Here is a 25863-nt window from a genome sequence, read left to right on the forward strand (position 1 = left end):
AGCCGTACAAGGGCACGTGCCCGCGTACGACCGACCAAATCATCCAGAAGCTAATCGAGCATTTTTTGCTCATCTTCTTAGAGGACGACTGCCCGCGCGTCACGGTCACGGACCAAGGGCTCGTCCATTCGGTCAACGAGGTTTTCGACAAAGAGTTTCGCGCGACCGCTGCCGCCCATGAGTTCAACATCAAGGGCATGCCGTTCACGCTGCACGGCTTCCGGCTCACCACACCCAAGCTGTCGCGCCACAAGCTCGTCTACTCCGCCAATCAGCGCGGCGTTGTCAGCGACAAACTCGAAGCATTTGTGCCGAATCTCAACACGCGCCTCATGGATCGGGACGGCAATTCGTTCGTCTATCTTGGCATCGTGCAGAGCCCATACCTGACCCAGCACGTGAACCCTGCCCGCACGGACTTCGACTTTGCATCCGGTGATGACGCCGAGGTAGACCAGACGTCTCTCTTCGATGACGAGATAAAGCGCTCCGAGATTCGCGACGAGTCGCTCAAGTACATCGAAGCGGACCTTCGCGAGGCCATCCAGAGCATCAACGAGGTCAAGGAAGAGAAGCTGCGCAACTACGTGAAGTCAGATGCGCCGCAATACAAGATACTCATGAAGTACACGCCGGAGTTCATCGACAAGATATCTCCGAACGCCACCAAGCCCGACATGGAAACAGCGCTTCACCGCGAGTTGTATCAACGCGAAGTGAAGATGAAGGCAGAAGGGTCGCGGATCATCAAGGAGGCCGAGAAGGTCGACGACTACGACGCCTATCACAAGCGCCTCTCCGCATTCATGGAAGACTACAACGAGCTGGGAACATCGGCACTCGCTCAGTACATCATGCACCGTCGCATCATTCTTGAGTTCCTTGAACGCGCCATTTCATTGGGCGAAGGCGACAAGAGGTACCCGCTGGAAAAGGTCGTGCATCAGCTCGTCTTCCCGATGCGCGCCACGTCGGAGGAAATCCCCTACCACGAGCAGAACCTTTGGATGATTGACGAGCGGCTCACGTATCACACGTTCCTCGCCTCAGATAAGCAGCTCCGCTCGCTCGAGAACCCTGAAAGCGGCTCACAAAAGCGCCCCGACCTCTTCATCTATGATCAAAAGCTTGTCTACGGCGAAGGTGACCACCCAATCAATTCCATCACCATCCTTGAGTTCAAGCGCCCCGAACGTGACGACTACTCCCAGGACGACAACCCCGTTATCCAGTCGCTCGAGCTTGTCGACTCAATCCGCTCAGGAGAATTCAAAGACGCGAAGGGTCGCCGCATTTCTGTGGCAAATGAAAAAATCCCCGCGTTCTGCTACGTCATCTCTGACATCACACCAACGCTCAAGCGTGTTCTCAAAACAATCGACGCGACGCCGACGCCCGACAATCAGGGATACTACGGCTTCCACAAGACCTACTCCGCTTACTACGAGGTGATTGACTATAATAAGCTGCTTGGTGATGCGAAGAAGAGAAACCGTATCTTCTTCGATAAGCTCAACGTGCTGCAGAACAACACCTGAGGCGCCTCTTCTTTATAGCACCATAGGAAAATAACGGAGGAGCGCAGAGTGGGAAAACGTCGAAATAGACCTGTAAAACACCACTATATTCCGCAGTGCTATCTGCGCCAGTTCGCCGCCAAAAAGGGCAAGGCTTTTCAGATCTCGGTGTTTGACCGAGAGGAAGAGCGGTCGTTCAAGAACAACGTCAAAGACGTGGCGTGCCAAAACTACTTCAATCGTATTCATCTCGACGGCATGGACCCCAACGCGCTCGAAAGCGCGATGTCTGAATTTGAGACCGGTCTGGCCGAAGCGTTGGTCCGTATCAATGAGGCGCGCACCTTGGAAAGCGATGACGACAAGTCCTACCTCCTCACGCTCATTGGACTTACGGCGCTGCGGAACCCCGACATGCGAAAGAACATCCGCGGTATCGCTGATGGATTAGGGCGCATGCACATTGCCGCTCGCCTGCAGAGCCCGGCAACGTACGACGCCGGCATTGCAGAGGCCAAAGCGGAAGGTGCGCTACCAGAGGACTACGATGTCACCTTTGAGGAAATGAAAGCGGCATTCGAAGACGGCGACTTCAAGATCGAACTCGACAACAACGCCCTAATCAGTCTCGAATTTCAGTTGCTCGACCACACCATACCGCTTTTGCATAAGCGGGGCTGGCATCTATTGCGAGCACCCGAGGGCTCAGGCGGTTTCATAACATCAGATCGCCCGTTCTACCTTATGTGGGAAGAGCCGGCCATGCGCGAAGGTCCGCTTGCACCTGGGCTCGCAATGATGGGCACTGACATTTATTTCCCCATCTCCCCTACCCTAGCCGTCGTCGGCGCGTTCAATGTCGGAAACACCGTGGAGGATGTCACCGACGAGACTGTGGCAGTCTGCAACACGACGATGCCTGACGGCGCAGACCGGCAGGTTTACTCTCCCGATCACAAGTTCAGGTATGCGCGCACACGCGAGGAAGAGCCACGCACTGGGAACCAACTCATCTCTGACAAGCGGTTCTTGCGGAAGCGGTGATTATGGCAGCACTGCTTGATGCTGTGCATATAACTAACGGCTATTTCACAGTTACACGTGTCTCAGTGCTTTTCATACAGGTCCAGTTTCTTATGTCGTCTTTTGGCCCTTCGCGTCATGTAGCTGCGCTGTAGAATTTGGTCGCTATCGATTCATAGCGGGCTTTGGCAAGCCGTGCGGTGGCAAATTTATGGTTTCACGGCTTAGCCCCGCGCGCGCCGCAGCGCCGCTTCCAATCGCGACTTCTCCTTATCGCAGCGAGTTTCTTCGGCCTGCGATCTCTTCTCGAGAGCCTCAACCTCGGCCTGAATGGCAGCGGCTCGTTTCGCATGCTCCTGTTGGGCCTTGTTCAGTGCAGCCTGCGCCTTGTCGACCGCCTGCTGGCGGCGTTCGCGCTCGCTCTGCCTGGCGGCCTCTTCTCTTTCTCGCTCGAGCTCGCGGCGCCTTTCTTCCCGTTGGTAGTCAAGAGCGGCCTTTCGCTCCGCAGCCTTGTCGACGGGGCGAGATGAAGGCTTCTTCGCCTTGGAGCCTTTCGACTTGCGGGCAGCTTTCGTTGGTTTGACGTCACCAAGATCGGCGGGCAACTCGGCGTGTTCGTTGAAAGATCCGTCGGATCCGACCGGGCGCCTGAGCACGACGCCAGGCTTTGCCATGGTCGCGGCGATGACGTCCGGATCATCGCTTTCCTTCGCCGCGCCCTGATGAAAGAGATTGCTGTCTGCGCCCCACGCTTCGAGCGCCGCTTTCATGGAGGGAGCGGCTACCGCCAGATCGAAGAAGCCCAGCGAAGTCTGATAGGTTTTCAGTTTTCTCGCCATGACGCGCATCCCCGCCCACCGACGCGATCATACGATGCCTCGTTGCGCCTGCGCCGCAAGCAAGGATTTCCCAAAGGGGGCGAAGAGCGCGGTCGGTGCGTCGTCGAGACCGGGATTCGCCATCCGCCAAAGCCTCTCGCGGACGACGAAGCAGAAGCCGTCCGGCGTCACCGTCACAATACCTAAGCCGACTTCCGCTGGGGTTTGGCGGCCGGCTTCTTCGCTGCGGACTCTTTCGCGGGCTTCTTGCCTGCGATCGGCATCAGCATTTCCTTCTGCCCGGCCGCTGCCTTGCGCGGCTTTTTGCCCGGCTTCCTGGGTGCCTCTGTTGCGGCCCCCACTTCTCTTCCAATGCTCTTGCGCAGCGCGTCCATCAAGTCGACGACATTCTCGCCGCGAGGGCGAGCCTTCGCGGCGATGGGTTTGCCGGCGCGCTTCTGGTTGATGAGATCGAGAAGGGCGGTTTCGTACTGGTCTTCGAATTTGTCCGGCTCGAAATGGCCTGCCTTCTGATTGACGATATGCCTGGCCAGGTCGAGCATGTCCTTGGTGACTTTGACGTCCTGGATATCGTCGAAATATTCCTCCGCGGACCGGACTTCGTAGGGATAGCGCAGCAGGGTCCCCATCAATCCCTTGTCCATCGGCTCCAGCGCGATGATGTGCTCGCGATTGGTCAGCACCACGCGACCGATCGCGACCTTGTTCATGTCGCGGAGGGTTTCGCGGATGACCGCGAAAGCGTCGTGCCCGACTTTGCCATCTGGAGTTAGATAGTAAGGGCGGATCAGGTAGCGTGGGTCGATTTCGCTGCGATCGACGAACTCATCGATCTCGATCGTTCGCGTCGATTCCAGCGCGACGTTCTCGAGCTCTTCCTTCGTCACCTCGATAAAGGTGTCGGTGTCAACCTTGTAACCCTTGACGATGTCCTCGTTGTCGACCTCCTCGCCGGTATCAGCGTCCACCTTGGCGTATTTGATGCGGTGGCCGGTCTTTCGGTTGAGCTGGTTGAACGAGACCTTTTCGGATTCCGACGTGGCTGGATAGAGCGCTACCGGACAGGTGACGAGGGAAAGACGCAGGAAGCCTTTCCAGTTTGCGCGCGGGGCCATCGTAGGGGAACTCCATTACTGACGCCGGATTCAAGACGAACGGCCGGGCTTGGTTCCGACACCACGCCTCTCCCAACAGGATGATTTTTTCACGATGAGGGCCCGCACGGACTCGACATTTGTTCTTGTTATGTTCTAATCCAGAATGAGCGATCGACCCGCGAGCTGGCGCATGCCGACCCCTAAGCAGATGGAAAAGCTGGCCATAGAAGCTGCCCGTAGACCGGGCCCCTCCACGGCGGCTCCGGATGCGCCGCTTCCGGCGGAATATTGGGAATCGGTCCTGAAAGACCCTAGCGCCGACGAGACCGGAGCCCAGAAACGGCAGCGACGTCTTTCCGAGATTCAACGCCATGTCCTGCGCATCTCATGCCGTCGCTGCGAGCGGACCGTGGAAATACAGAAGGCTGATGCAGTCCGACTGTATGGCGGCAACGCGCTTTGGAAGGACGTGGCGCAGCGGTTGCTCGACAACACCTGTCAGCAGCGCACTGGCAGGCATGAAGAAGACGGGTGCTGGCCGGCGTTCGAGACGCCCTAACCGCTCCGGATTGCCGATCCGATCTCTTAGCGCCTGGATATCCGGATGGCCCCGAAGTATCACCCCACGCCCCTGTCGGGCGGCGATCGCAAGGCTCTGGCGAAAGAGCTCGGCAAGGCGCGTGCGATGGCCAACATGCTTGCTGCCCAATCGTCGGAGATGCGGGCCAAGGGCGAGGCCATGATTCAGCAAGCAGACAGGTTGCTTTGCGAAAGCTGGAACGAACGGATGTGGAGTGACGGTGAACCGATCGATCCGTCGCCGACCATCGACCAAGCCGTGAACGGAGGCTTTCCCTGGCTTGAGATCAGGTGTGCGCGCTGCAAGACGCCGAGCGACGTCGACCTCGCGGCGATGAAGCACCCGCCAACCACCTTCGTGCATGATCTCGCCAGCCGGCTGCGCTGCCGCAAATGCGCCAAGGCGGGCCGGCGTCCGTCTGCGACTCTGCTACAGTTGACTGGGCAGCCTCGCCACCCTCGAACCGAAGCCTGATTGATGTGCAATCTCTATTCGATCACAACCAACCAGGCCGCGATCAGCGCGCTGTTCCGTGTCGTGAACCGATACGTGGGCAATCTGGCACCCATGCCCGGCGTGTTTCCCGATTACAAGGCACCGATCGTGCGGAACGGTGCCGAAGGCCGCGAGCTCGCTACGGCGCGGTGGGGAATGCCATCGTCATCAAAAGCGTTGATGGACTCCACCAAGAAGCGAGCGGAAAAGCTGCAGGCCAAGGGCAAGGCCGTGGATTTCAAGGAATTGCTCAGAATGGAGCCGGACGGCGGCACGACCAATATCCGCAACGTGAAGAGCAAGCACTGGACGCGATGGCTGGGGACCGAAAATCGCTGCGTGGTGCCGTTCAACTCCTTCAGCGAGTTCAACAAGGCCGAGGGCGGCGATATCTGGTTCGCGCTCGACGAGACCCGGCCCCTCGCCTGCTTCGCCGGCATCTGGACCAACTGGACATCTGTTCGAAAGGTCAAGGAAGGCGAGACCACCAACGACCTGTACGCCTTCCTCACGACGGAGCCGAACGCCGAGGTCGGCGCTATCCATCCCAAGGCGATGCCCGTGATCCTGACGACGCCGGACGAAATCGATACCTGGATGACCGCCTCCCCAGACGAGGCCCTGAAGCTGCAACGGCCGCTTCCAGACCAGACGCTTCGGATCGTCGCCCGCAGCGTTAAGGAAGACCCGATCGGGCCGACAACGTGACCGATAGGGACGACGACCAGGCGGGGCCCTCGACCAGCCAACGCAAGATCATCCACATCGACATGGACGCCTTCTATGCGTCCGTCGAGCAGCGGGATAATCTGGATCTCCGAGGCAAGCCGGTTGCGGTGGATGGATCCCGCGAGCGCGGCGTCGTAGCGGCAGCCAGCTATGAGGCCAGGAAATTTGGAGTGCACTCGGCCATGCCGTCCGTCACGGCAAACCGACAATGCCCCGATCTGATCTTCAAAGCCGTGCTCAAATGACGATGCCGACAGATTGGCCCCGCCCGTTGCGCCTGACAGATGTCGCACTCGGATTGCTCGTAGGATGATGGCATCATGAGCGATAGTGATGACGAATTGCAACGCCTCATCGAGACGCGTGAACTCGTTGAAGAGCGACGACGGGGGCCGACTGTTGATCGGGACGTCTGGATCGCAGTCTCAAGGCGCGTCTTTTCGCCCGGAGATCGCCAGCCTTGCTACGTTTGCGGAAAGTTCAAAAGCATCACGCAAGCTCATCACGTGATTCCTCTCACCTCGCAATATGACCGGGGCTTCAGATACCCCGATCAGGAATACGTCTGGTTATGTCCGAACCATCACACAATGGCCCATCTATACATCCCGACCGGTGAACGATCGAGGACTGTTCCGACGATACGCGCGAGGTCCGAGACAACTTCAGCCTTGAACGAAGATCTGACGGAAGACGAGTTTAATCGCATGATGGAGCTTATGCGGCGATCCATGAAGTCGCCGGCGTAAATGCTGGGCCTCACGGGATTGATCAGTGAAACAAGACGCCGAGCGTCGGCAACGAGAACCTCAATGGCTCACGCCGCAGCGCGGTATACCTTGCCTGCTCCGCGCGCGACGATCCGCAGGTCGCTGTCGGGAAGAGGCCTCTGCAACGCCCTCGCCTCGCCCCACGGCGCGCATAAAGGGATTCCGGCCTGTAAAGCCGGGTGGTGGGTTCGATAGGGTAAGACCCGACTCATGGCGGAAGCGGCGTGGCCTTGAGCGGCCGCGCCGCGCTGGCCAGATATTTTCTCGCATCCTCGTCCTCCAAGAGCCCCCTAAAGAACGACGCACTCCAACTGTTCTCTCCCGATGTCGAAATGCTCCTTCTCAGTGAACGGGCGATCTCTTTGCGGGCGCGAGGGGACGATACTGGGCCAGTGCCCTCAACTTCATCCCTCAGATGCTGGGGGTAAGTAGCCCAAAGGTTAGCCGCATTCCGATGGAACTGCGGTCCGAGAACATGGCGCAGATGAAATTGCACGAGTTCGCTGTTTTTGGCGCTCAGGCCGGGTATCGGGGTCGGCTCAAATTGTGCGGCCTGATAAGGCGGAATGATACGTGTCAGCCACAAAGGTTTACCGGCCAGCGTATCGAAGTAAGGATGGAGGAATCGTTCATTCGGTGTCGCACCTCGAAATGTTCGTCCCTTCACACCCGAGTTACAGTGAGAGCAGGCTGGGACCAAATTGGCAGCCATCACCGAAAACTCTGGAAAGTCTTCTTTAGGAAGATAGTGATCGACACTTCCGGTCACAGAGGAACCGCACATCGGACAGCTCTGCAACTGCATGTGGCGGATCCTTACGATCCATGGCGAGCTTGATCGTGACTTATAAAGATCCGTTTGCTCGGCGCTTACGTCCGGGATGAAGTTCGTTGGGGCAACTTGCCAGGGGTTGCCTTTGTGACTGCGATAGTTCGCATAGGCCATCTGCCACAGAACGTGGTGAGGCGGCCACGGCTGCTGGCCGCAGAGTTTCTTTAGATATGCATCGTCGTCTGCCGCCAACGGCGCGTCTATCTTTATCATTATGAGCGGCTTCGAATAAGCCGCGCGACGTACGAAAGCGTCTCACTATTCATCTGATTACCGAACTGCTCTATAATTGTGTCGATCGAGATGTTCGGGCCAAGCGAGTCAAGCCAGGTTTGCAGGGTCTCCTGATATTGATGCGATATGCTCGTGTCCGCGAAGACGAATTGAGAAATGCTGTCAATGCTCGCTCCAAATGTTTGGAGCCGTGGCTTGTCGATAGCAATCTTTCGATCTTCCAGTGAGAAGATGCGGACCCTTTGGCTGGGCACCTCGCGGACCACGTAGGCAGAATGGGTTACGATAATCGCGACGGACTGTGTCGCGGCCACAACCGTGTTCAAAATCGCCATGAACTCTGAAACGAAATTCGGGTGCAGGTGGGTTTCCGGTTCATCAAACAGAAACAAGCACCCGCGCTCGGCCGAACCGGCAGCCTGTGCCGCAAAACGCAGCATCGCCAATTCGCCGCTGCTTAATTCACGCACTCCAGGCCCAATCCCAAAGAGCACCGGCTGCTGTTGAGGGTCAATGGCTTGTGCCAACAGTATGCGGCGCTTTTCATTCAGGTGCCTAGCGTCAGCGAGCCGATAATAAACACGATCGCCGCGTTGATGAGTGTAGAGGTCGTAGGACTCGTTTGAAGGTTTGAGAGGGAGATATACAGATGGCGCGAACCCCAGCGAGTTGAGCGCCTGGTCGAGCAAAGCCATTCGCCCAGCCTGGGCGAACATAGAACCGTCGCTAGCGGTAAAGGAAATCTTGCCATCGTCCCGCAAGCAGTCGGTGATGGCCGACGTAAGTGCGTCCTCCTTGCCCGGCTGGCTCGCAATCATCGAGAAGTATTGATAGTCCACACCTAGCCACGGCGGAATAGACGGCGGATACACATCCGATGCCACCGAGGAAAAAACGAAGACACGATTGAAGGAAACTGGCGGGCTAACGCCGACCGGCAGGCCGAGTGGATCGGCGTCATGACCAGCCTTCATCGAAGCAATGAAGTTTAGCAGCAATTGGGTTTTGCCCGTACCGTTCCTTCCGATCAGGACCGTTATTCGATTGCGCAAAAGCTTATCGGGATTAAAATCAAGATCCACGACGTAGGGATTGTCCGCCGATGGCAGATGCGCCGTCACGACGAAACTGGTTGCCGCATCCTCGACATCGATCACCGGCTGCGGCCGCAAATACTTTGCTCCGCGACGATAGGCCACATATGCGGATTCGGAGCGCAGCGCGCCGTAGGAAAACGTCTCCGATTCCAAAAGCGCAACCCTTGCGGGGTCTGTCCTTTCGAAGCGCAGCACCGCGGCGTCGCCTAAATAACGGAGTGCCGTAACCGCCCGCTCGAAGCCGAGAAGACGAACGATCTCGCGGTAACGATCTAGACTACCCAGTACGGAGCAATAGGGAAGCTGAACGTCGGCGAGGGGTGCCCAAGCTCGCTGGCCAAGCAGTTCGGCGATCGCAAATTCGGTTCGAGCTTTGCCTTGGAACATGAGGCAAATGTCGAGGGACGCGGCCTCATTCGCAGAGGTCATCACGAGAAGTGTTGCGTCGAAATGTAAGCCGAAGTTATTCCAATCCGTATGAACGGGCAGAATCGCTAGTGCCGGTCTATCAGGAAAAGCAGCGATGGCAGCTTGCGCGTTTTGCGCCACAACGATCGGGATCGGGGCATGTGCTGCAGGAAATTGTTCGGCCATGATCTCTATGGAAAACCGCGATGTTGCAGGTGCGGTTCATTGGTAGGGGAAAGTCGATTTCCGTTCAATAGCCTATGCGCGTCGAGGTTGATGTGGGTCGTGACGACACCAAAAACGCTTAACCGGGGAACTGGCGCGAGGGTGCGCCTATCATGCTGAAGAAGGTCGTGGCCGTACCGGCTGTACGAATTGGATCGTCAAGTGCTCGTGCACCTTGCCGCCATCCCAACTCATCGTGATCCAATTGGTTGAAGTGGGATACGAGATAACGATCCGCCCCGGTCGGTACTTTGCTTCGCGCAAAAAAGGATGTTTGCTTGTGTCCAGAGGCTCAAGCAACAGCACGAATCCCAGGCCCAAGATATTGAACGCCAAAGCTTCGATATCATCTTGGTCGTTCGTAAGGGGCTGGAGCTGAAAACGGGGGTGATTTACGGTCGTGTCACCCGTGTTCATGATGCAGTAGAGTCCGGCGCCGTCCGGCCACTGACGTGGGTCGTCGAGCATGTTTAGTATCGCGTCGTCCTGCGAGAATGCGCCTGACAGCCGCTCCCTTCCCCTCGCGAAATTCTTCGAGACGGCGGCAGCCTTGGCTGTTTTCAGTAGCCATCGTTCAATGTCATGCCCCGAGACAAGCGCGTGTCTCGATGCGGTATCCGTCTCGAAGTATGATTTGAGCGACGCGAAGAAATAGTGGGCAGCATCATCAAGCGGATGAAGCGCGCTGTTGTGTTTGACACAAAGACACTTCGCCGTTGGAGGCGCGATAATCTTTTCTTCGCCTGCTTCAAGCCAGGGAAGGCCTGAGATCGAGAAGTCGCCGTCAGCCATTAAAACCCGGCAGACCGACTCTGAAATGATGTGTTCGCCGGAGATGGGACCAACACACGAACCCAGCTCCTTCATGTAGCACCGTTCGACCTTTGACGCTGGCGGCAGGGATTTCAGCCCGAGAACCGCGGATACCTTGTGCCAGTCGCAGCCGTTAAAGCAGCAGATGCGCGCAACCTTCGCAGAACCGCACGGACACGGACCGTTTAGAACGGCGTTCTTTTTGCGCTTAGCCTCACCCACGGAGGATCTCGGTTGCGTGAATCCAATGTCGCATCATTGAAGCTTAGCCAAACTTTCACGCCACAGCGCGATCTCATGTTACGTGGTGCTTGCGATCGGTCGCGGCGTCATTCACCAACGCAGGTTTTCCGTGCTGTTTGCGTTAATGCTCCTTGGACCCATTGCCCTCTGGGGAGTCATCGCAACCCTGGCCTTTATTACATTGACCATTTTCGATAACCTCTTAGAATCAATTACTTAAAAGACAAATCGCATGATTTTTCAATGAAATAACTTGCAAAAATGTCAGTTCTGACTTATATTCTACGTCATGACGAAGCTCGACGAACTCAAGCGCCATTTGAAACCGGGCACCGCTTATCGGCGTGCCGATCTGGCGCGTTGGTCGACGTCCGTCGACAGACACATCAAACAAATGGTCGAGAGCGGCGTTCTGAAGAAGCTGTCGGGTGGGCTCTACAGCTATCCGAAGGAAACTGTTTTCGGTCTTGCGCCAGCCTCGGACCAGGACGTTGTGAAGACCTTCCTGAAGGACGACCAGTTTCTGCTGGCTTCACCTAACGCCTACAACAGTCTGGGCGTGGGCACGACCCAGCTCTATGACAAGACCGTCGTTTACAACCACAAACGACACGGCGACTTCCAGCTTGGAAGCCGCAAATTTGCCTTTCGCGTGAAACCCCGGTTTCCGAAGTCACTAACGAAGGAATTCCTGCTCGTCGATCTCGTCAACAATCTCGACCAGTTGGCAGAAGCCAAGAACGAAGTTCTGAAGCGTGTTGAGGAACGCGCTGCGTCGTCTGACACGCCGCAACTGCGCCGCGCTGTCCGCAACTACGGAAACGAGAAGACGAAGAAATTCTTCGAGCGCGCCCTGAAGTCCGGCGAATTGCACCATGCCGCGTGACTATCTGCACAACCATCCGCAGTTTGCCGACCTGATCCGGATCGTCGCCGAGGAGAAGGGCATCGATCCGGCTCTGGTCGAAAAAGACTACTGGATCATGCATTGCCTTTACGGACTTCAGAAGCTCGGCTTTACCTTCCAACTGAAGGGCGGCACATCCCTTTCCAAGGGCCATGGCATCATTAGCCGTTTCTCGGAAGACATCGACATTCTCATTGAGCCACCGCCCGAGCGCGGGGTTAAGACAGGAAAAAATCAGAACAGTCCGGCGCAAATCAAGACGCGAACGGACTTCTACGATTGGCTCACGCAGACGATCAAGATTGACGGCATTTCAGAGGTCGTCCGCGATACAACTTTCGATGACGTGCCCAGCTATCGTAGCGCAGGGATAAAGCTCAAATACGACAGCGTTACCGAGCCAATGGAAGGCCTGCGCGATGGCGTTCTGCTCGAAGTCGGCTTTGACACCGTCGCTCCCAATACGCCCAAGGATATCAGTTCATGGGCCTATGACTACGCAGCCGACAAGGTCGAGATCATCGACAATCGCGCGAAGGCCGTTCCCTGCTATGATGCCGGGTATACTTTCGTCGAAAAGCTTCAGACCATCTCGACCAAATTCCGAAAGCAGCAGACGGATGGCACCGATCCCGTCGAGTTCATGCGTCACTACTACGATGTCCACGAACTGTTGAAGCAATCCGAGGTGCAGAAGTTCATCGGCACGGACGCCTACAAGACCCACAAGCAGGCCCGCTTCCGGCAAGGCGACAATCAGAACATTGCGGAGAACGAGGCCTTCCTCCTGAGTGACGCCAAAACGAGAACGCGATACGCGGAGGCCTACGAGCGCAGCAGCGGACTTTACTATGCCGGGAAGCCCACGTTTGAGGAGATCCTTGCCGAAATCGGAAAGTGGGTAGGCAAACTCTAGCTGACACGCTAGAGTCGAAAAGGGGTCAAATGAGTACTGCGTTCGCATATAAGAAGGAATTCGCGTTTAACGCGATCTGCCCCTATTACACGATGTTCCCATTAGAATTTCCCATGCATCTTCTTGGGAAGCATCGAGAGGATTCTCCTACCATTTGGGACCCATTCTGCGGCCGCGGGACGACGATTTACGCGGCGCGGAAATTAGGTTTGCGCGCTTACGGCCTAGACACGTCTCCCATTGCGACGGCGATCGCTCAGGCGAAGCTCGCGAGCGCCGAGATGAAGGACGTGATTGCGCTCGCGAGAAAGCTCATCGCTAAAGCGCCAACGGACGTACCCGAGAGCGCCTTTTTCCGGCGAGCATTCTCTCACTCTACGCTTTTGGAGATTTGCAGCCTGCGCGAAGGGCTGCTTAAGGCAAAGGCAACCGACGAATCCGCGGTCCTGCGCGCGGCGACGCTTGGTTGCTTGCACGGTCCGCTTCCAAGCGGTGGCGGAACGCCGAGCTACTTCTCCAATCAGATGCCCAGAACGTTCGCCTCAAAACCTGATTATTCGGTGCGGTATTGGCGCGAACATGACCTTCGTCCGCCCAAAGTGTCCACCGTCGATGTCCTTACAAAGAAGCTCGAACGCATCACCGATCTAAACGCCAAGTCCCCAAGCCGTATCCAGAACGTAAAATGCCTGGATGCGCGTAAGGCAGGTTCATTTGGCCGTGTAAAGGGGCCGACCGTGACCGTCACATCCCCGCCTTACTATGGGATGCGCACCTACGTTCAAGACCAGTGGTTGAGGATGTGGTTTCTCGGAGGGACCGAGGAAATCAATTATTCCAATCAGAACCAGCTTTGTCACACTGGCCATGATCGTTTTATCGAGGATCTCGCGAAGGTTTGGAGCAACATCGGCAGGCGCGCTCAGAACGAGGCGCATCTTTACATCCGCTTCGGTAGCATCTCCTCGTCGCAGAGCGACGCGCGTGAAATATTAAAGGCGTCGTTGGAGGAAGCCGGCGATTGGGAGCTGATTTCCGTCCGAAACGCGCGCACGTCGCACTCGGGAAAACGACAAGCTGACTATATGGGGCGAGATTCCGATCCCGCGACCGAGTTCGACTTCCACGCCATCTTGAACTAGTGCCACCGAGCTTCAGCGTTCTTGGTTTCGCCCGCGAACTCGACGTTGATGGGCTTTCGCTGTCCGCAGAATTCCTCAAGATATGATTTAAGGGCGATGGACGTCTCCGCGGCCTTCTGATCGCTTGGCAAATGATAGGCCAAGGATTTAGGCATCATCACGATACACTTCGCGCGAGCTCTCGACACTGCAACGTTCGTGCGCTCGAGCTGGAGCAAAAACTCCTCTTCCCCCTCGATGATGTCCGTATCGCCGACGCCGAACGAGACGATGATCGTATCGCGCTCGCCTCCCTGAAATCGTTCAACCGTATCGACCGCCTCAAAGACAATCTTAGGATTTGCCTTGGGAAACAACTCGATCAACTTGCGCACCACCAGGGCCTTCTGAGCCTTGTGAGGCGTAACAATACCGATTCCGGACTTAAAGAAGTCATCGTCGGTGTAACCGGTCTTCGGCGTCGCTTTCCCTTCATAGAGTTCCTTCGTCATTGCGTGGCGCGTGACATATGCAAGTCCCGCGACAAGGCCCGCTTCAAGCTCGTTCGCCTGGGACGAGGTGGGATCTTCGTGAATGAATGCCGTCACGCGTCGCTCGGGCTTCAACAATTCGTCGTAGGCGGTCGTCTTGGGTAACCCGCCTGGTAGCGCCTTGATAGCGGTCTCGATCGAATTCAGAACTTGAAGCTCGCGCGTTGGGTACGCCGCTTGCAAGTTGGCGGGATACCCCAATGAACGCGCGTACTCGACGAGGTCGGCGTTTGACCGATAATTTAGAAGAAGGGGAACCGACTTAATATTAAACCGGCGTATGAGATACGCCTGAATGCTCCCGACAAGATGTTCGGCCCCTTCAGGCGGGTCGAGATGCTGAATCGGGGGCATCTGCTTGTGGTCACCCGCGACAATCAATTGAGCGCCAGGCGTCATTGCCGCGAGCGGCCTAAGAGCTAGGGTAAGAGGAATCTGAGAGCTTTCGTCTAATACGACGAGATCAAACACCTCATCGACGTAAGAATTAGTCGTGCCTGCGCTTTTCGTGATTTGATGCACAATGTGAGCCGAACAAGAGACTACGGTAACGCCGCTGTCATTACCGAGGCTAGCTACCATGTCGTTATAATCCGCATCGTCCTTATCCCGGAACGCGGTTCTGAGCTTGAGATGTTTCGCCGTCGTTTTAGGCGTCTTTGGATCGCGCGATTTCGAGTAGAGGTAATAGTAATCGCAGGCGGCCACGGTGTCCTGCTCAAGATTTTTCACTAGGCGGCCCGATAGCTCTTCGACGGTCCGATAGTTCGGACCGGTTATTAGAATCTTCTTCGCCTTCTTCTGGCGAATGACGGAATGCAAAAATGCAACGAGCGTATCTGTCTTTCCCGTTCCAGGCGGCCCCCAAACAATGGTGAGCTGGTTCTTCGCGCACGATCGAACGGCGTCAACCTGACTTGCATTAAGTTCGTGCTTGTTCGCTGTCTTTGCGAAATCGATGACGGCCTGCACGTCCTTATCATTTCGCACCGTTTCCGCCGCGAGCTTATTGGCCTGCCAAAGCACTTCCGCGACCGGCGTATCTGCATCGGTTCCCTTCGGAATCTTCTTTGCCGCCGAAACACCCATGGCCGTTAATGCCTCAGGCGCAGCGATTGAGCACTTCGGGTTTCCAATTTCCCGCAAGATTTGGGTTACGGTTTCGCTATCATCAAAGGCTGAACCCTCGAGCAGGTAGATCGGCTCCTTTCCGATGGGCAGCACTCCGCCATCCATAACTGCGTTGAATTGAGGCTCCACTCCATGCCACTTTGCAGTCAGCGACACGGTCAAACGCTTATTGACGCGATCGAATGTATCGATATGTGCCGCGATGACTTTGTGCATCGGGGTGAACGACAGCTTCGGGTCGAGTCCTAACGCGAGCGAATTTGCGTTCGCTAACGGAAATCCTGGCCAACTCACAATTCCGACGGTGCAAATATCACCTTCTTCGAGCTTAGCCTCCGAAGAATCGTCACTCACTTCGAACTCAAGCGTATTGCCGCCGTGATCCTTGATCAGCTTAGTCAGCAGGATTGCTTTGTACGAGGCCTCGAGAGACTCCGCGCGCGCAATAAAGGAACTAAGAGATTCTGTCTTCGCGACCGCGACCGACACTTGAGACCATCGGTCCCAAAGCTTCGAGTCATACGCAACGCCGGTCAGCCCCGAAGGAATAGTCATAGAAAGTGCTGGTGCGTTGCCGCTGATCGCATTTTTCAGATCAGTTCGTAGGCGTGCCGTTACGCTAGCCAGAGCCCACGTGTGGGCCTTCAACACATCGCCATATCGAGCAATAGCTTCTGTGATCGGCCGCGTTTTTCCAAAAATGCGAACCGTGCCAGTTGTGGATTTCCAAATCTCAAAAATGCGCTCGCGCGGGATCGCGTTCCCGAGAGGCTCCAGGTAGTAGTTATCCACCTTCCGCGGCGTCATGCGGTCATGATGATAGTGCTCGGCCGTTCCAAGCAACGTGATAGCGAAGAGCTGCGGTACACGCACTGATCCCGCCACGATATCTTGGACAAAGACAATGTTCGGGCAGATGTGGTCCGATTTTTCAAGCAACTCATCGGGCGGGAAGATCCAAGCTAGCGCCCGCTGATACTTCACGTCTAAATCGAGAATATTCAGCAAGTGCCTACCGAACGCATTGCAAAGCTCCTCGTATTGACGAAGCTCCCAAAAGCAAATCTGCGTATGTAACGTCCCAAACTTGTTCGCGGAGAACTGCTTTTCTGCGCTTTCGATCCAGCCTGCGAAACGCTCGATGAAAGACAAAATAGCTGCCCACTCGGCGGCGACGTTGTCTTTGTTCACAACAAAAGCGTCCTCGCCAAGCGATCTAATCGATGTTTCCTCTTTGCCGTCCGCGGCAGGAAACTTCATTCCGAAGGGCGAGAAAAGAGCGCCGCGAATGGCGATGCCGGTCAAAAAGCCAGAACCGGAATCAAAATTGACGATGATGTCAAATTCAGCGCCGAGCCTCTTGGCAAGTCCTCCAACCTTCGAAACACCATCGACGCTTGTTGTGCCGGTGCAAATGGATTCTGCGCGATACGAGATTTGTCCACGATCCTGCTTCAGCAAAGAATGCTTACGAAGAACAGGCGCATCGGCCTTCATCCCCACTAGGCTTGCGACCTTGGGGTGACCGCCGGCGTGCAAGACGTTGCTTGCTCCCTTTGTAAGAGTAGCCATCTTCGAGAGGTGGTCGGAACTTTCGGCCGCCGGTGTGCAATAGTTGGTCTTTTGCGCATCGAAAAGCTTCCGGTCGTCGTCCGACAGCCAAACCCGGTTACCTAGCCAGTCGCATGAGCTGCACCTGGGATTAACGTGGTAGGGTACGGCCTGCCATCCTTGAGAGTCCCCAAGTTCGATTACGCGCGGCAAATCCTCGGAAAAGAACTTTCGAACGCTCGGCATGTAGATGAGGAACGAAACCAAGCCATCTTCCAGATCGGTGCGCAGGGCTGCAAGGCGGTTGGCGTGTTCGCCGCCATCCTTGGTTCCCAGTATCTTGGTGAAGTGCGGCATCTCCACGTGGCGCCATAAATAAACGCGATCGGAAACGAAGAACTTCTTGAGGAAGGCTTTGCCCGTGTTGTGCAGCCAGTTAGAGAGAAAAATGGCGTAAAGACAGACTTCGGCCGAATAGCTGGCGTTCGCCTCTGTAATGTTTTTGAGGTCGATAATCGACAATGCCATACGTTTGTCATCGTCTGCGAGCTGACGGCGTGTCCCGTTCGGCAGGATTTCAAACTCAATCTCGCGGCGACCGTCGGCAAAAACGATATCGGGCCGCAAGCCAGACATTTTGGGGATGTGCTTTAGATGCTCTGCGGAGACACCGATGTTGGTGAGCGCCACCTCTCGAATATCTTCAGGCTCGAACGCCGGTTGGAGAATAAGCGTCGGATCATTGACTTTCGCCAGGGCGTTGGACAAATCAATCGGTGCCGTACCATTGCTTTTTGCGAAGACGTTGTTCGGCAGTGAGCTGCACAGAATGTTGTACTGCTCATATTCGAACTCTCTGCCAGATGCCGTAATCAATTGAACGCCGGGGCGAGACTTCAACGGCGCTGGAATTCCGGCCTTCTGCAATTCCGCAGCGTTGTTAGAGAAGAGCGATAGATAAAGTTCCCGCTCGCAAAGCGTGCGGAGATACATCGACATCTTGCTCTTTGTGAACTCACGCTTGGGCAGAGGCTTGTTCATTCTCGAATCACACAATCTGTTTCTGGAAATTGCTCAGCATAAGCTTGGTTCGAACCAGCCACCAAAGGTTCCGAGGGCTGGCGAACTACCGGGTTGGCTTATGCCGCCCCCCAAAAGGGCGACCAATATGACTAAGTGGCATCTGGACCGTGCCGGGCACGTAGATTTCGGTCGCGCTTCAGCGAGCGCATGCATTTGCACTCTGGCGGTAGCTACGTGGTAGCTACGACGATCCGCTAGCCCTTGATACGTTGGGTAAACATTTGATTTTGCTGGTACAGTTGGGTGGGCTCGAACCACCGACCTCCTGTTCCACAGACAGGCGCTCTAACCAACTGAGCTACAACTGCATCCTTGCGAGCCGCGCCTTTTGGGCTGCCTGAAAAGGCCTGCTGCCTAAGGGGGGCTGGACGGGGCGGAAACTAGGTGCAACGGGGGTTTTTGGCAAGGCCGCAAGAGGCGTTATTTGGGCCTCTTCAGCGCGATAAATCTGTAGGTTTGATCGGCTGTCCGCGGTTTACCTCTCCCTCCGGGAGAGGTGAAAAAACCCGGGCCTTTTGGAGGCCCGGGTTTCTTGCTTGGTCGATCCGCCGTTCTTTTGTCAGGCAGCCGGGTAGAACTTCGAGGCGGAGGCCTTGATCGGCTCGGCAGTCGCGCTGGCGGTGCGCTGGGCGATCTCGAACAGCTCCTTGGCCTGGGCCTGGAAGGTCTCGAGCTGGGTCTTGGCGTGGCCGGACCAGAGCTGGAAGGCGTCGGTCGGCGACTTGGTGCCGAGCAGCTCCTGGGTGAAATCCAGATGGGCCGTGGCGTTGGCCTTGGCGAATTCCATCAGCTTGGCGGTGTACTCGTTCGCACCCTTCTGGGCGGAGGCGAACACCGCCTCGATGGTGCCGTTGTGGGTCTCAGCCGCGTCCTTGAACTTGGCGTAGTTTTCGCGGGCCTGCGAAACGCCCTTTTCGGCGAATGCACGCACCTGCTCGGGAACCTCGAACGGGATGATCGAGGCAGAAAACGGATCAGTCGCACCTGTCATGTTGGTCCCTCACGCTAAAGTAAAATGAAGTGAGCCTTCTGGCGCGCCCGCCGGGCCAACCGGGGCCGTTTCTTCTTTGAATGGCGGGTACGAAAGACTGGAAACGCAGAACATCGAGATCCTCTCGTCCAGCGTCAGCATTGTTGCTCACTAACATGTCAACATTGTGCAACGCAATGTGATCCGGGGGTGCGTTGCGAAAAATTTAATCCAGAGGGTGAGGTTCCCAGGATGGGGAACCAGGGGTTGAGGTACGCCCGTCAACGGGTTGAGGTATGTCCGTCATTCCGGAGGGGGCTAATTCCGCGCCTCGTTGCGTCCATCGCGGTGCGGCTGACGAGCCGGCCGACGAATCCTGCGGATGCAACGGAGAGGCGCCTTGCGGGTCCGGCCACATTAAGGTTATCGCGGCTTTAGGGTGCCCCCGTTAAGGTCCGGGCGTGGACCTGCCCGCGCCGGCGGGCGATCGTAACCCTTTCTTAAGGCTGCCATTCCCGGCGGGCCTGACGTGAAGCGTGGCGCGAAGAGTTGAAGCCGGTCGGATGACGAATTCGGATTTCCAGTTACGGGGCGTCGGCGATCCCCGGCTGTCCGTGCATGCCACCTCCCCCCTGCCGGCCTGGCTGTGGTCGCTCGACGGCTGCCGCGTGCTGTGGGCCAATCCGGTCGGCGCCAAATTCTTCGGCGCGGCCAATGCGGCTGCGCTGGCGCAAAAAACCTTCGGCCCCGCCGACAGCCATCGCCGCCAGATCGTCCGCCTCGCCCACCGGCTGCCGGCCGGCGGAGCTGTGAGGCTGGAGCGGTTGCGCGGCTTCGGCGCCGGGCTCGGCACGCTGATGACCTGCGCCTGCGCGCGGCTCGAGTTTTCCGATGGCTCATCCGGCGTGCTGGTCAGCGCGATGCAGGGTGCTTGCCGCAGCATGCCGCTGGTCGAGCGGCTGCATCGTCTGGTCGACGGCGCGCGGACGCCGATGGCGGCGTTCGCACCTGACGGCCTGTTCGCCGGCGCCAGCGAAGCGGCGCGCTCCCTGCTCGGCTTTCGCGATCTCGGCGAAGCCGGCCTCGACCAGGCGCGCAGCGAGGCGCTGGCGAAGGGCCGCGCCGAGCTGCCTGTCGGCATCGGCAAGATGGTGCTGCAGCGGGTCGGCGTCGGCGCCGATGTCGGGCTCATCGCGCTGATCGAGCCGGCGATGGCGCAAGCTCAGCCTGCGGCGGAGCGCGCGCCGCCTCCCGCGGCCGAGCCTGCGCCGCCCGTCGCATCGGCGCCAGCGCACGGGCTCGATGCCGGGATCGCGATGTTCGATCCGTTTGCCGAACCGGACGAGACGCCGGTGACGACCGGACATGAGGCGACGAACATCGTCTCCATCCAGGACTCCATGAAGGCCGCGGCGGCTGCTCCGGAAACCCTTGCGCAGACGGCCGACGCCGCGCCTGAAACAGTGGTTGAAAACCTGCCTGAAGCCATCGTGCCGCCGCAAGCCGCGCCGATCACGTCAGCCATGGTCGAGCCGCCCCGACATGCGGAGACGCAGTCAGCACATGTGGAGCCGCCGTCAGGACACGCGGAGACGCGGTCAGCACACGCGGAGACGCGGTCAGCACACGGCGAGACACCGCGCCAGCATCCGCTGCGCTTCCTGTGGCAGATGGATGCGCAAGGCCGCTTCGTGCTCGGCTCGGATGAATTCATCCGCCTGATCGGCGCGCACACCGCCTCCCGCTTCGGCCGGCCCTGGCGCGAGATAGCAGAGGAATTCGCGCTCGACCCCGACGGCCGCGTCGCGCAGGCGCTCGCCAGCCACGACACCTGGGCCGGCATCACCGTGAACTGGCCGGCCGATGGCGGCGAACATCTGCCGGTCGAGCTGGCCGGGCTTCCGGTCTACGACCGCGCGCGCAACTTTGCCGGCTTCAAGGGCTTTGGCGTCTGCCGCGATCTCGATGCGCTCAACCGGCTCGATGCGCTGCGGCGCTTTGAGCTGTTCGCCGCGCAGGGCCTGTCGGCCGATTTGGTCGAGCCTCAGTCTCAGCCTGGTTCTCAGCCTCGGCCTGAACCGGAGCACAAGGCGGAGGCCAAACCGGAGGCAGAGCCTCCGCCGAGCGAGCCGCCGCCCGAGCCTGAGCCGCCAACTGCAACTGAGCCCGAACCGCCCGCACCGATCACCGAAGCGAATTCACACCCAACCGAACCGGAAACGCCAGTGGAAACGCCTCCGAATGTCGTGCCGTTCCGCGCACCAGGTGACCAGAGATCACAAGGTGACCAGAAGTCACTGGGTGACCAGAGGTCACAGGGTGACCAGAGATCGCCGACGCTGACGCCGGTCGAGAACAGCGCGTTCAACGAGCTGGCGCGGCAATTGTCCGAGCGGCTCGAACGCGAGCGCGAGCAGATGGCCTCTGCCAGCGCCGAGCCGCCGGCGGACGCGATCACGCCCGACGGGGCGACACCACCCGAGCCCTTGATCTCCGAGCCGCCGATCTCGGAGCTGGAGACGCCGCCGGCCGCGGCCGAATGGCTGAGCGAGCCCGCACCGCCCGCTTACGGCCACAGCGCGCGCGACCGCGCGCTGCTGGATCTCATTCCCTCAGGGATCCTGATCTACCGGCTCGATCGCCTGCTCTACGCCAATTCCGCCTTCCTCGACCGCATCGGCTATGCCAGCCTCGGCGCGCTGGAAGATGCCGGCGGGCTCGATGCGCTCTATGTCGAGCCGGGCGTTTCCGCGGCCAGCAGCACCTCGCAATCAGGCACGCCGGTGACGATCAGCGCGACGGTCGCCAATGGCGCGCAGAAGCTCGCCACGACCGAAGCGCATCTGCACACCATCGACTGGGACGGCGCCAGCGCGCATGCGCTGATCTGCGCGCTGCCCAATCCTGAACCTGTCGTGGCAACTCCCGTCGCCACGCCCGTCATCGTGGCGCCGGTGGCCGCGCCACAAATGGCCGCCGAGACCGAGGTCGACGAGCCCGTCCTGTTCGCGCCCGAGCCTGACGTCGGCGATGCCGATGCGGAAGATCTCGCCGCGATCCTCGACACCACCGCCGAGGGCATCGTGATGTTCGATGCCGACGGCAATATCCACGCCTGCAACCGCAGCGCCGAGGCGCTGTTCGGCTATGACGGCGAGGCGCTGATGCAGCAGAATCTGCTGGCGCTGTTCGCGCCCGAGAGCCAGCAGATCGTGCTCGATTATCTCGACAGCCTGAAGAGCCAGAACATCGCGAGCCTGCTCGATCACGGCCGCGAGGTGCTGGGCCGCGAGAAGAAGGGCGGCGTGCTGCCGCTCGCCATGATCATGGGCCGCACCCGGCCTGATGGCCCGAACTTCTTCGCCGTGTTCCGCGACCTGTCGCAGGCCAAGAAAGGCGAGAGCGAGCTGACGCAGGCGCGACGCCTGGTCGACGGCGCGGCCAATGCGAAAGCCGACATGCTGGCGCGGATCAGCCACGAGATCCGCACCCCGCTCAACGCCATCATCGGCTTTGCCGAGGTGATGATCTCGGAACGATTTGGCTCGCTGGGCAACGAACGTTACGGCGAATACATGAAGGACATCCGCGCCTCCGGCGAGCGCGTCATCACCATCATCGACGATCTCCTGGAGCTGTCGCGGATCGAGACCGGCAAGCTCGATCTCAGCTTTGCCGACCTCAACCTCAACGACCTGGTCGAGGCCTGCGTCACCGTGATGCAGCCGCAGGCCAATCGCGAGCGCATCATCATCCGCAGCTCGCTCGGCCATGCGCTGCCGCAGGTGGCGGCGGATCCGCGCGCGCTGCGGCAGGTGACGATGAACCTGATCTCGAACTCGATCCGGCTCGCCAGCGCCGGCGGCCAGGTGATCGTCTCCACCGCGCTCAACGACCGCGGCGAGGTGGCGCTGCGCATCCGCGACACCGGCCACGGCCTCAGCGACAGGGAAGTCGCCGCGGCGATGGAGCCGTTCCGCACGCCGCCGCCCGGCGATGCCGCGGACAATTCCGCGCTGAGCCTGTCGCTGACCAAGGCTCTGGTTGAAGCCAACCACGCCCGGTTCAACATCAAGAGTGCGGGCCAGGGCACGCTGATCGAAGTGACCTTCGCGCCGGTGACGGCACGGGCTTAAGCGACGACCTACCGCTTCGCCGGCTCGCCGCTCTTGTTGCCGGGCAAGCCCTTGATGTTCGACGAATCCTGCTGCTGCACGGTGGAGTTCTGCGAGGCCGCGCCGACCGTTCCCTTCTGCGCGGGAGGACCGTTCTTGTTGCCGGGCGCTCCCGCGATTCCGGTGCCCGAATTCCGCGCGCTGGGCGATGTGGCAGCATCACTGGTGTTGTTGGTGCGATCACCGGGCATCTTTGCCGCCGCGCCGGGCTTGTCCTGGTCTCCGACTTAGCCCGAGGCGCCGGAATTTTGCGTCTTGATGCCCTTATCGGCCTCGTTCTGCACGTTCTGGTTCTGCGCGATCGCCGGCGCTGCCATGAGCGGGAGCGCCAGAAGGAATGCTGCGATAGATGTCCGCATGAGCGTTCTCCTCGACCTGCCCCGTCGCGGGCTTAACGCGTGGGGCGCGAAAGATTTCCGATCGCTTGCGAATAAGCCTGGGCAGATGCGCGTTACGCCGCGCGCACCGTATCGAGGAACTTGCAGACCTCGAATTTGAGGCGGTTGCTGTCGCCGGACAGCGATTTCGCCGCCGACAGCACCTGCGCCGATGCCGAGCCGGTTTCGACCGCGCCCTGCCTGACATTGCTGATATTGGCGCTGACCTGCATGGTGCCGGCCGCCGCGCTCTGGACGTTGCGTGAGATCTCGCCGGTCGCGGAGCCCTGCTGCTCGACCGCGGCCGCGATGGTCGACGAAATCTCGGACAGGCGCTCGATGGTGCCGCCGATGGTCTTGATCGCACCGACCGAGTCCTCGGTCGCGGACTGGATGCTCGAAATCTGCTGGCCGATGTCGCCGGTCGCTTTCGCCGTCTGCTCGGCCAGCGCCTTCACCTCCGAGGCCACCACGGCAAAGCCGCGTCCCGCTTCGCCGGCGCGCGCGGCCTCGAGGGTGGCGTTCAGCGCGAGCAGGTTGGTCTGGCCTGCGATCGCATTGATGAGTTCGACGACGTCGCCGATGCGCGCGGCCGCCTTGGACAATTCGCTGACGCGATCGTTGGTCTGGCCGGCCTGGCTGACGGCCTCGCCCGCGATGCGCTCGGAGGCCTGCACCTGACGGCTGATCTCGTGGACGGAGGCGGTGAGCTCCTCCGTGGCCGATGCCACCGACTGCACGTTGGTCGCAGCCTCTTCCGAGGCCGCCTCGACCAGCGTCGCAAGCTCGGTCGACCGGCTCGCGGTGGAGGTGAGCGAGGTCGCGGAGACCTCGAGCTCGGTGGCGGCCAACGACACCGCCTCGACGATGCGGCCGACCGCGGCTTCGAAATGATCCGCCATCCTGATCATGTCGGCGCGGCGGCGTTCGGCAGCGAGCTTGTCCTGCCTGATCTTCTCCTCCGCCTCCTCGCGCACCTTCCGCTCGGCGTTGATCTTGAAAGTCTCGACGGCCTGCGCGATCTCGCCGATCTCGTCGGGACGGCCGAGGCCGGGCAACACGATGGCGAAATTGCCGTTGGCGAGCTCGATCATCGCGGTGCGCATCGCCGACAGCGGCTTTGCGACCGAACGGCCGATGAAGACACCGAGGCCGAGCACGCAAGCTGCGATCAGCGCGATCGCAATTGCGATCCAGAACTGGATGCTCTCGCGCTCCGCCTCGTTCTGCTTGTCGGCTTCGATGCGGATGATGTCGACCGATTTCGAGACCTGCTCGATGACGGGCTCGACGGTCGCAAACGCCTCCGACGTCGCCTTCAATTCGCCCGCGAGCTTGAGCGCCGTCTCCATCCAGGCGGAGAAGTCGCGCTGATAATCCGAGAGCTTCTGTCGCAGCTCGGCCTTGGCGGCATCGGGAATCGCGCCGGCATCGAGGCCGGCGAGGAATTCGGATGCGCGCTTCTGCATCTCGCCGCCATATTTGGCGTCGCGACGCAGCATGAAATCCTTCTCGTGCCGGCGCATCATCAGCATGATCACCTTGAGCGAGGCATCGTGGAGCTGATCGACCTTGCCTTCGATCTCGTGGACGGAGCCGCGCAGGCGGCCTTCGAGGCCTGAATTCTCATCCAGCCCGAGGCGCTGCCGCTCCTCGACCGCCGCGGCGAAGTGCGCCTGATAGGTCTTCAGCGACGCGTTCATCGCGTCGACCTTCTGCGCCAGCTCGGGCTTGCCGAGCGCTGCGATCCTGCCGCGCAGCGTCTCGATGTCCGGCGCGACCTGCCGCGAGATCTCGACCTGGCGCTGCGCCCGCGCGGGGTCGCTGCGCAGCAGGAAATCCTTCTCGGCGCGGCGCGCCTCCAATAGCTCGACCGCGATCCTGCCGTTCAGCTCGAACACCGCGCGCGCTTTTTCTGCGGCGTCGCGCGAGATTCCCATCGCGCGCTCGCCGTAGAGATGAATGCCGCCGATCAGGACGACGCCGACGACGCCAATGACGCCGATCGCAGTGATCTTGTGAGTAAGCCGCAGAGAGAAAAGCCGCATCGTGATCGCAAAGCCGGTGATGACAGATGCGGTTCATGAGGCCGTAATGCGTGAAAAGTTCCGTTAATTTGCAGGCACGTAGGATTACGTGCTTTGTGACACAATGCATGCAAGAGTGCACCGAGTGCATC

Annotated in this window: 19 protein-coding genes, 1 tRNA gene and 2 pseudogenes; 10 read left to right on the plus strand and 12 right to left on the minus strand. The window is 59.0% G+C overall.

The genetic code is table 11. The features are described from left to right. Together AOQ71_RS02940 and AOQ71_RS02945 are read left to right on the plus strand one after the other, a co-directional pair. Positions 1-1538, plus strand: a 1538-nt coding sequence (locus AOQ71_RS02940; RefSeq protein ID WP_162268305.1) for a hypothetical protein, incomplete at its 5' end; no start/stop codon positions are given. A 48-nt stretch (positions 1539-1586) separates the two neighbouring features. Beyond that, complete coding sequence (locus AOQ71_RS02945; protein WP_162268306.1) at positions 1587-2561, plus strand: DUF4238 domain-containing protein; 975 nt, start codon at positions 1587-1589, stop codon at positions 2559-2561. Between the two features lie 203 nt (positions 2562-2764). Here the strand turns inward: AOQ71_RS02945 and AOQ71_RS02950 are convergent, their stop codons facing one another. Next, complete coding sequence (locus AOQ71_RS02950; protein WP_057741937.1) at positions 2765-3379, minus strand: hypothetical protein; 615 nt, start codon at positions 3377-3379, stop codon at positions 2765-2767. Positions 3380-3561: 182 nt separating this feature from the next. Then, complete coding sequence (gene ku / locus AOQ71_RS02955; RefSeq protein ID WP_057741470.1) at positions 3562-4494, minus strand: non-homologous end joining protein Ku; 933 nt, start codon at positions 4492-4494, stop codon at positions 3562-3564. A gap of 145 nt (positions 4495-4639) precedes the next feature. Between ku and AOQ71_RS02960 the strand changes: the two genes are divergently transcribed. From AOQ71_RS02960 to AOQ71_RS02975, 4 genes and pseudogenes are all read left to right on the plus strand, one after another. Next, on the plus strand, positions 4640-5035 hold the full coding sequence (locus AOQ71_RS02960; protein ID WP_205668193.1) for a hypothetical protein: 396 nt from the start codon (positions 4640-4642) through the stop codon (positions 5033-5035). A 45-nt stretch (positions 5036-5080) separates the two neighbouring features. Beyond that, positions 5081-5530, plus strand: coding sequence for a hypothetical protein (locus AOQ71_RS02965; RefSeq protein WP_057741474.1), 450 nt, complete (start codon positions 5081-5083; stop codon positions 5528-5530). A gap of 3 nt (positions 5531-5533) precedes the next feature. Continuing rightward, complete coding sequence (locus tag AOQ71_RS02970; protein ID WP_057741477.1) at positions 5534-6259, plus strand: SOS response-associated peptidase; 726 nt, start codon at positions 5534-5536, stop codon at positions 6257-6259. A 62-nt stretch (positions 6260-6321) separates the two neighbouring features. Next, a pseudogene (locus AOQ71_RS02975) lies at positions 6322-6507 on the plus strand (Y-family DNA polymerase); the annotation flags it as partial. Between the two features lie 590 nt (positions 6508-7097). On the opposite strand, the pseudogene AOQ71_RS47035 reads toward AOQ71_RS02975, so the two are convergent. The 4 genes and pseudogenes from AOQ71_RS47035 to AOQ71_RS47040 all read right to left on the minus strand — a co-directional run. Then, positions 7098-7205: pseudogene (locus AOQ71_RS47035) on the minus strand (SOS response-associated peptidase); the annotation flags it as partial. Between the two features lie 53 nt (positions 7206-7258). After that, positions 7259-8095: an HNH endonuclease gene (locus AOQ71_RS44700; protein ID WP_157083348.1), complete on the minus strand. Its 837-nt coding sequence runs from the start codon at positions 8093-8095 to the stop codon at positions 7259-7261. Next, on the minus strand, positions 8095-9807 hold the full coding sequence (locus AOQ71_RS02985; RefSeq protein WP_057741481.1) for an AAA family ATPase: 1713 nt from the start codon (positions 9805-9807) through the stop codon (positions 8095-8097). Before AOQ71_RS02985 ends, AOQ71_RS44700 begins: the two co-directional genes overlap by 1 nt. Positions 9808-9957: 150 nt before the next feature. Then, positions 9958-10881 (minus strand): hypothetical protein, encoded by a 924-nt coding sequence (locus tag AOQ71_RS47040; RefSeq protein WP_245316664.1) that lies wholly within the window; start codon positions 10879-10881, stop codon positions 9958-9960. Between the two features lie 310 nt (positions 10882-11191). On the opposite strand from AOQ71_RS47040, the gene AOQ71_RS02995 reads away from it, so the two are divergent. Genes AOQ71_RS02995 through AOQ71_RS03005 form a run of 3 tightly spaced genes read left to right on the plus strand, consistent with a single transcriptional unit; the run spans position 11192 to position 13867 of the window. Continuing rightward, positions 11192-11788, plus strand: a complete 597-nt coding sequence (locus AOQ71_RS02995; protein ID WP_057741484.1) for a hypothetical protein — start codon at positions 11192-11194, stop codon at positions 11786-11788. Beyond that, positions 11778-12725, plus strand: a complete 948-nt coding sequence (locus AOQ71_RS03000; protein ID WP_057741487.1) for a nucleotidyl transferase AbiEii/AbiGii toxin family protein — start codon at positions 11778-11780, stop codon at positions 12723-12725. The genes AOQ71_RS02995 and AOQ71_RS03000 overlap by 11 nt, the downstream gene beginning before the upstream one ends. Positions 12726-12754: 29 nt before the next feature. Continuing rightward, positions 12755-13867 carry a DNA methyltransferase gene (locus AOQ71_RS03005; RefSeq protein WP_057741490.1) on the plus strand — a complete coding sequence of 371 codons (1113 nt, stop codon included), beginning with the start codon at positions 12755-12757 and terminating at the stop codon, positions 13865-13867. Here the strand turns inward: AOQ71_RS03005 and AOQ71_RS03010 are convergent. The 3 genes from AOQ71_RS03010 to AOQ71_RS03020 form a co-directional block, all read right to left on the minus strand. After that, a complete protein-coding gene (locus tag AOQ71_RS03010; protein ID WP_057741493.1) occupies positions 13864-18120 on the minus strand; it encodes a DEAD/DEAH box helicase in 4257 nt (1418 codons plus the stop codon). The genes AOQ71_RS03005 and AOQ71_RS03010 overlap by 4 nt on opposite strands. Before the next feature lie 273 nt (positions 18121-18393). After that, positions 18394-18470 (minus strand) — tRNA-His (locus tag AOQ71_RS03015). A 251-nt stretch (positions 18471-18721) separates the two neighbouring features. Next, positions 18722-19153, minus strand: coding sequence for a phasin (locus AOQ71_RS03020; RefSeq protein WP_057741497.1), 432 nt, complete (start codon positions 19151-19153; stop codon positions 18722-18724). Between the two features lie 542 nt (positions 19154-19695). Between AOQ71_RS03020 and AOQ71_RS03025 the strand changes: the two genes are divergently transcribed. After that, positions 19696-23268, plus strand: a complete 3573-nt coding sequence (locus tag AOQ71_RS03025) for a PAS domain-containing sensor histidine kinase (protein ID WP_057741499.1) — start codon at positions 19696-19698, stop codon at positions 23266-23268. Between the two features lie 8 nt (positions 23269-23276). Here AOQ71_RS03025 and AOQ71_RS47045 read toward each other — a convergent pair whose 3' ends face one another. The 3 genes from AOQ71_RS47045 to AOQ71_RS03035 all read right to left on the minus strand — a co-directional run bounded on the left by AOQ71_RS47045 (position 23277) and on the right by AOQ71_RS03035 (position 25732). Then, a complete protein-coding gene (locus AOQ71_RS47045; RefSeq protein WP_245316665.1) occupies positions 23277-23498 on the minus strand; it encodes a hypothetical protein in 222 nt (73 codons plus the stop codon). 36 nt (positions 23499-23534) lie between these two features. Then, on the minus strand, positions 23535-23666 hold the full coding sequence (locus AOQ71_RS49580) for a hypothetical protein (RefSeq protein ID WP_283809562.1): 132 nt from the start codon (positions 23664-23666) through the stop codon (positions 23535-23537). 92 nt (positions 23667-23758) lie between these two features. Beyond that, complete coding sequence (locus tag AOQ71_RS03035; RefSeq protein WP_057741501.1) at positions 23759-25732, minus strand: methyl-accepting chemotaxis protein; 1974 nt, start codon at positions 25730-25732, stop codon at positions 23759-23761. Positions 25733-25863: the final 131 nt, after the last annotated feature.

The organism is Bradyrhizobium manausense, from assembly GCF_001440035.1.
Classification (GTDB): Bacteria; Pseudomonadota; Alphaproteobacteria; order Rhizobiales; family Xanthobacteraceae; genus Bradyrhizobium; species Bradyrhizobium manausense.

Bases quoted from the DNA above. Each gene is read 5' to 3' on its own strand.
- AOQ71_RS03010 (WP_057741493.1), bottom strand. From the start codon at position 18,120: ATGAACAAGCCTCTGCCCAAGCGTGAGTTCACAAAGAGCAAGATGTCG.
- AOQ71_RS44700 (WP_157083348.1), bottom strand. From the start codon at position 8,095: ATGATAAAGATAGACGCGCCGTTGGCGGCAGACGACGATGCATATCTA.
- AOQ71_RS02950 (WP_057741937.1), bottom strand. From the start codon at position 3,379: ATGGCGAGAAAACTGAAAACCTATCAGACTTCGCTGGGCTTCTTCGAT.
- AOQ71_RS03000 (WP_057741487.1), top strand. From the start codon at position 11,778: ATGCCGCGTGACTATCTGCACAACCATCCGCAGTTTGCCGACCTGATC.
- AOQ71_RS02970 (WP_057741477.1), top strand. From the start codon at position 5,534: ATGTGCAATCTCTATTCGATCACAACCAACCAGGCCGCGATCAGCGCG.
- AOQ71_RS02985 (WP_057741481.1), bottom strand. From the start codon at position 9,807: ATGGCCGAACAATTTCCTGCAGCACATGCCCCGATCCCGATCGTTGTG.
- AOQ71_RS03035 (WP_057741501.1), bottom strand. From the start codon at position 25,732: ATGCGGCTTTTCTCTCTGCGGCTTACTCACAAGATCACTGCGATCGGC.
- AOQ71_RS03005 (WP_057741490.1), top strand. From the start codon at position 12,755: ATGAGTACTGCGTTCGCATATAAGAAGGAATTCGCGTTTAACGCGATC.
- ku (WP_057741470.1), bottom strand. From the start codon at position 4,494: ATGGCCCCGCGCGCAAACTGGAAAGGCTTCCTGCGTCTTTCCCTCGTC.
- AOQ71_RS49580 (WP_283809562.1), bottom strand. From the start codon at position 23,666: ATGCGGACATCTATCGCAGCATTCCTTCTGGCGCTCCCGCTCATGGCA.
- AOQ71_RS03025 (WP_057741499.1), top strand. From the start codon at position 19,696: ATGACGAATTCGGATTTCCAGTTACGGGGCGTCGGCGATCCCCGGCTG.
- AOQ71_RS02995 (WP_057741484.1), top strand. From the start codon at position 11,192: ATGACGAAGCTCGACGAACTCAAGCGCCATTTGAAACCGGGCACCGCT.
- AOQ71_RS02960 (WP_205668193.1), top strand. From the start codon at position 4,640: ATGAGCGATCGACCCGCGAGCTGGCGCATGCCGACCCCTAAGCAGATG.
- AOQ71_RS47045 (WP_245316665.1), bottom strand. From the start codon at position 23,498: ATGCCCGGTGATCGCACCAACAACACCAGTGATGCTGCCACATCGCCC.
- AOQ71_RS03020 (WP_057741497.1), bottom strand. From the start codon at position 19,153: ATGACAGGTGCGACTGATCCGTTTTCTGCCTCGATCATCCCGTTCGAG.
- AOQ71_RS02965 (WP_057741474.1), top strand. From the start codon at position 5,081: ATGGCCCCGAAGTATCACCCCACGCCCCTGTCGGGCGGCGATCGCAAG.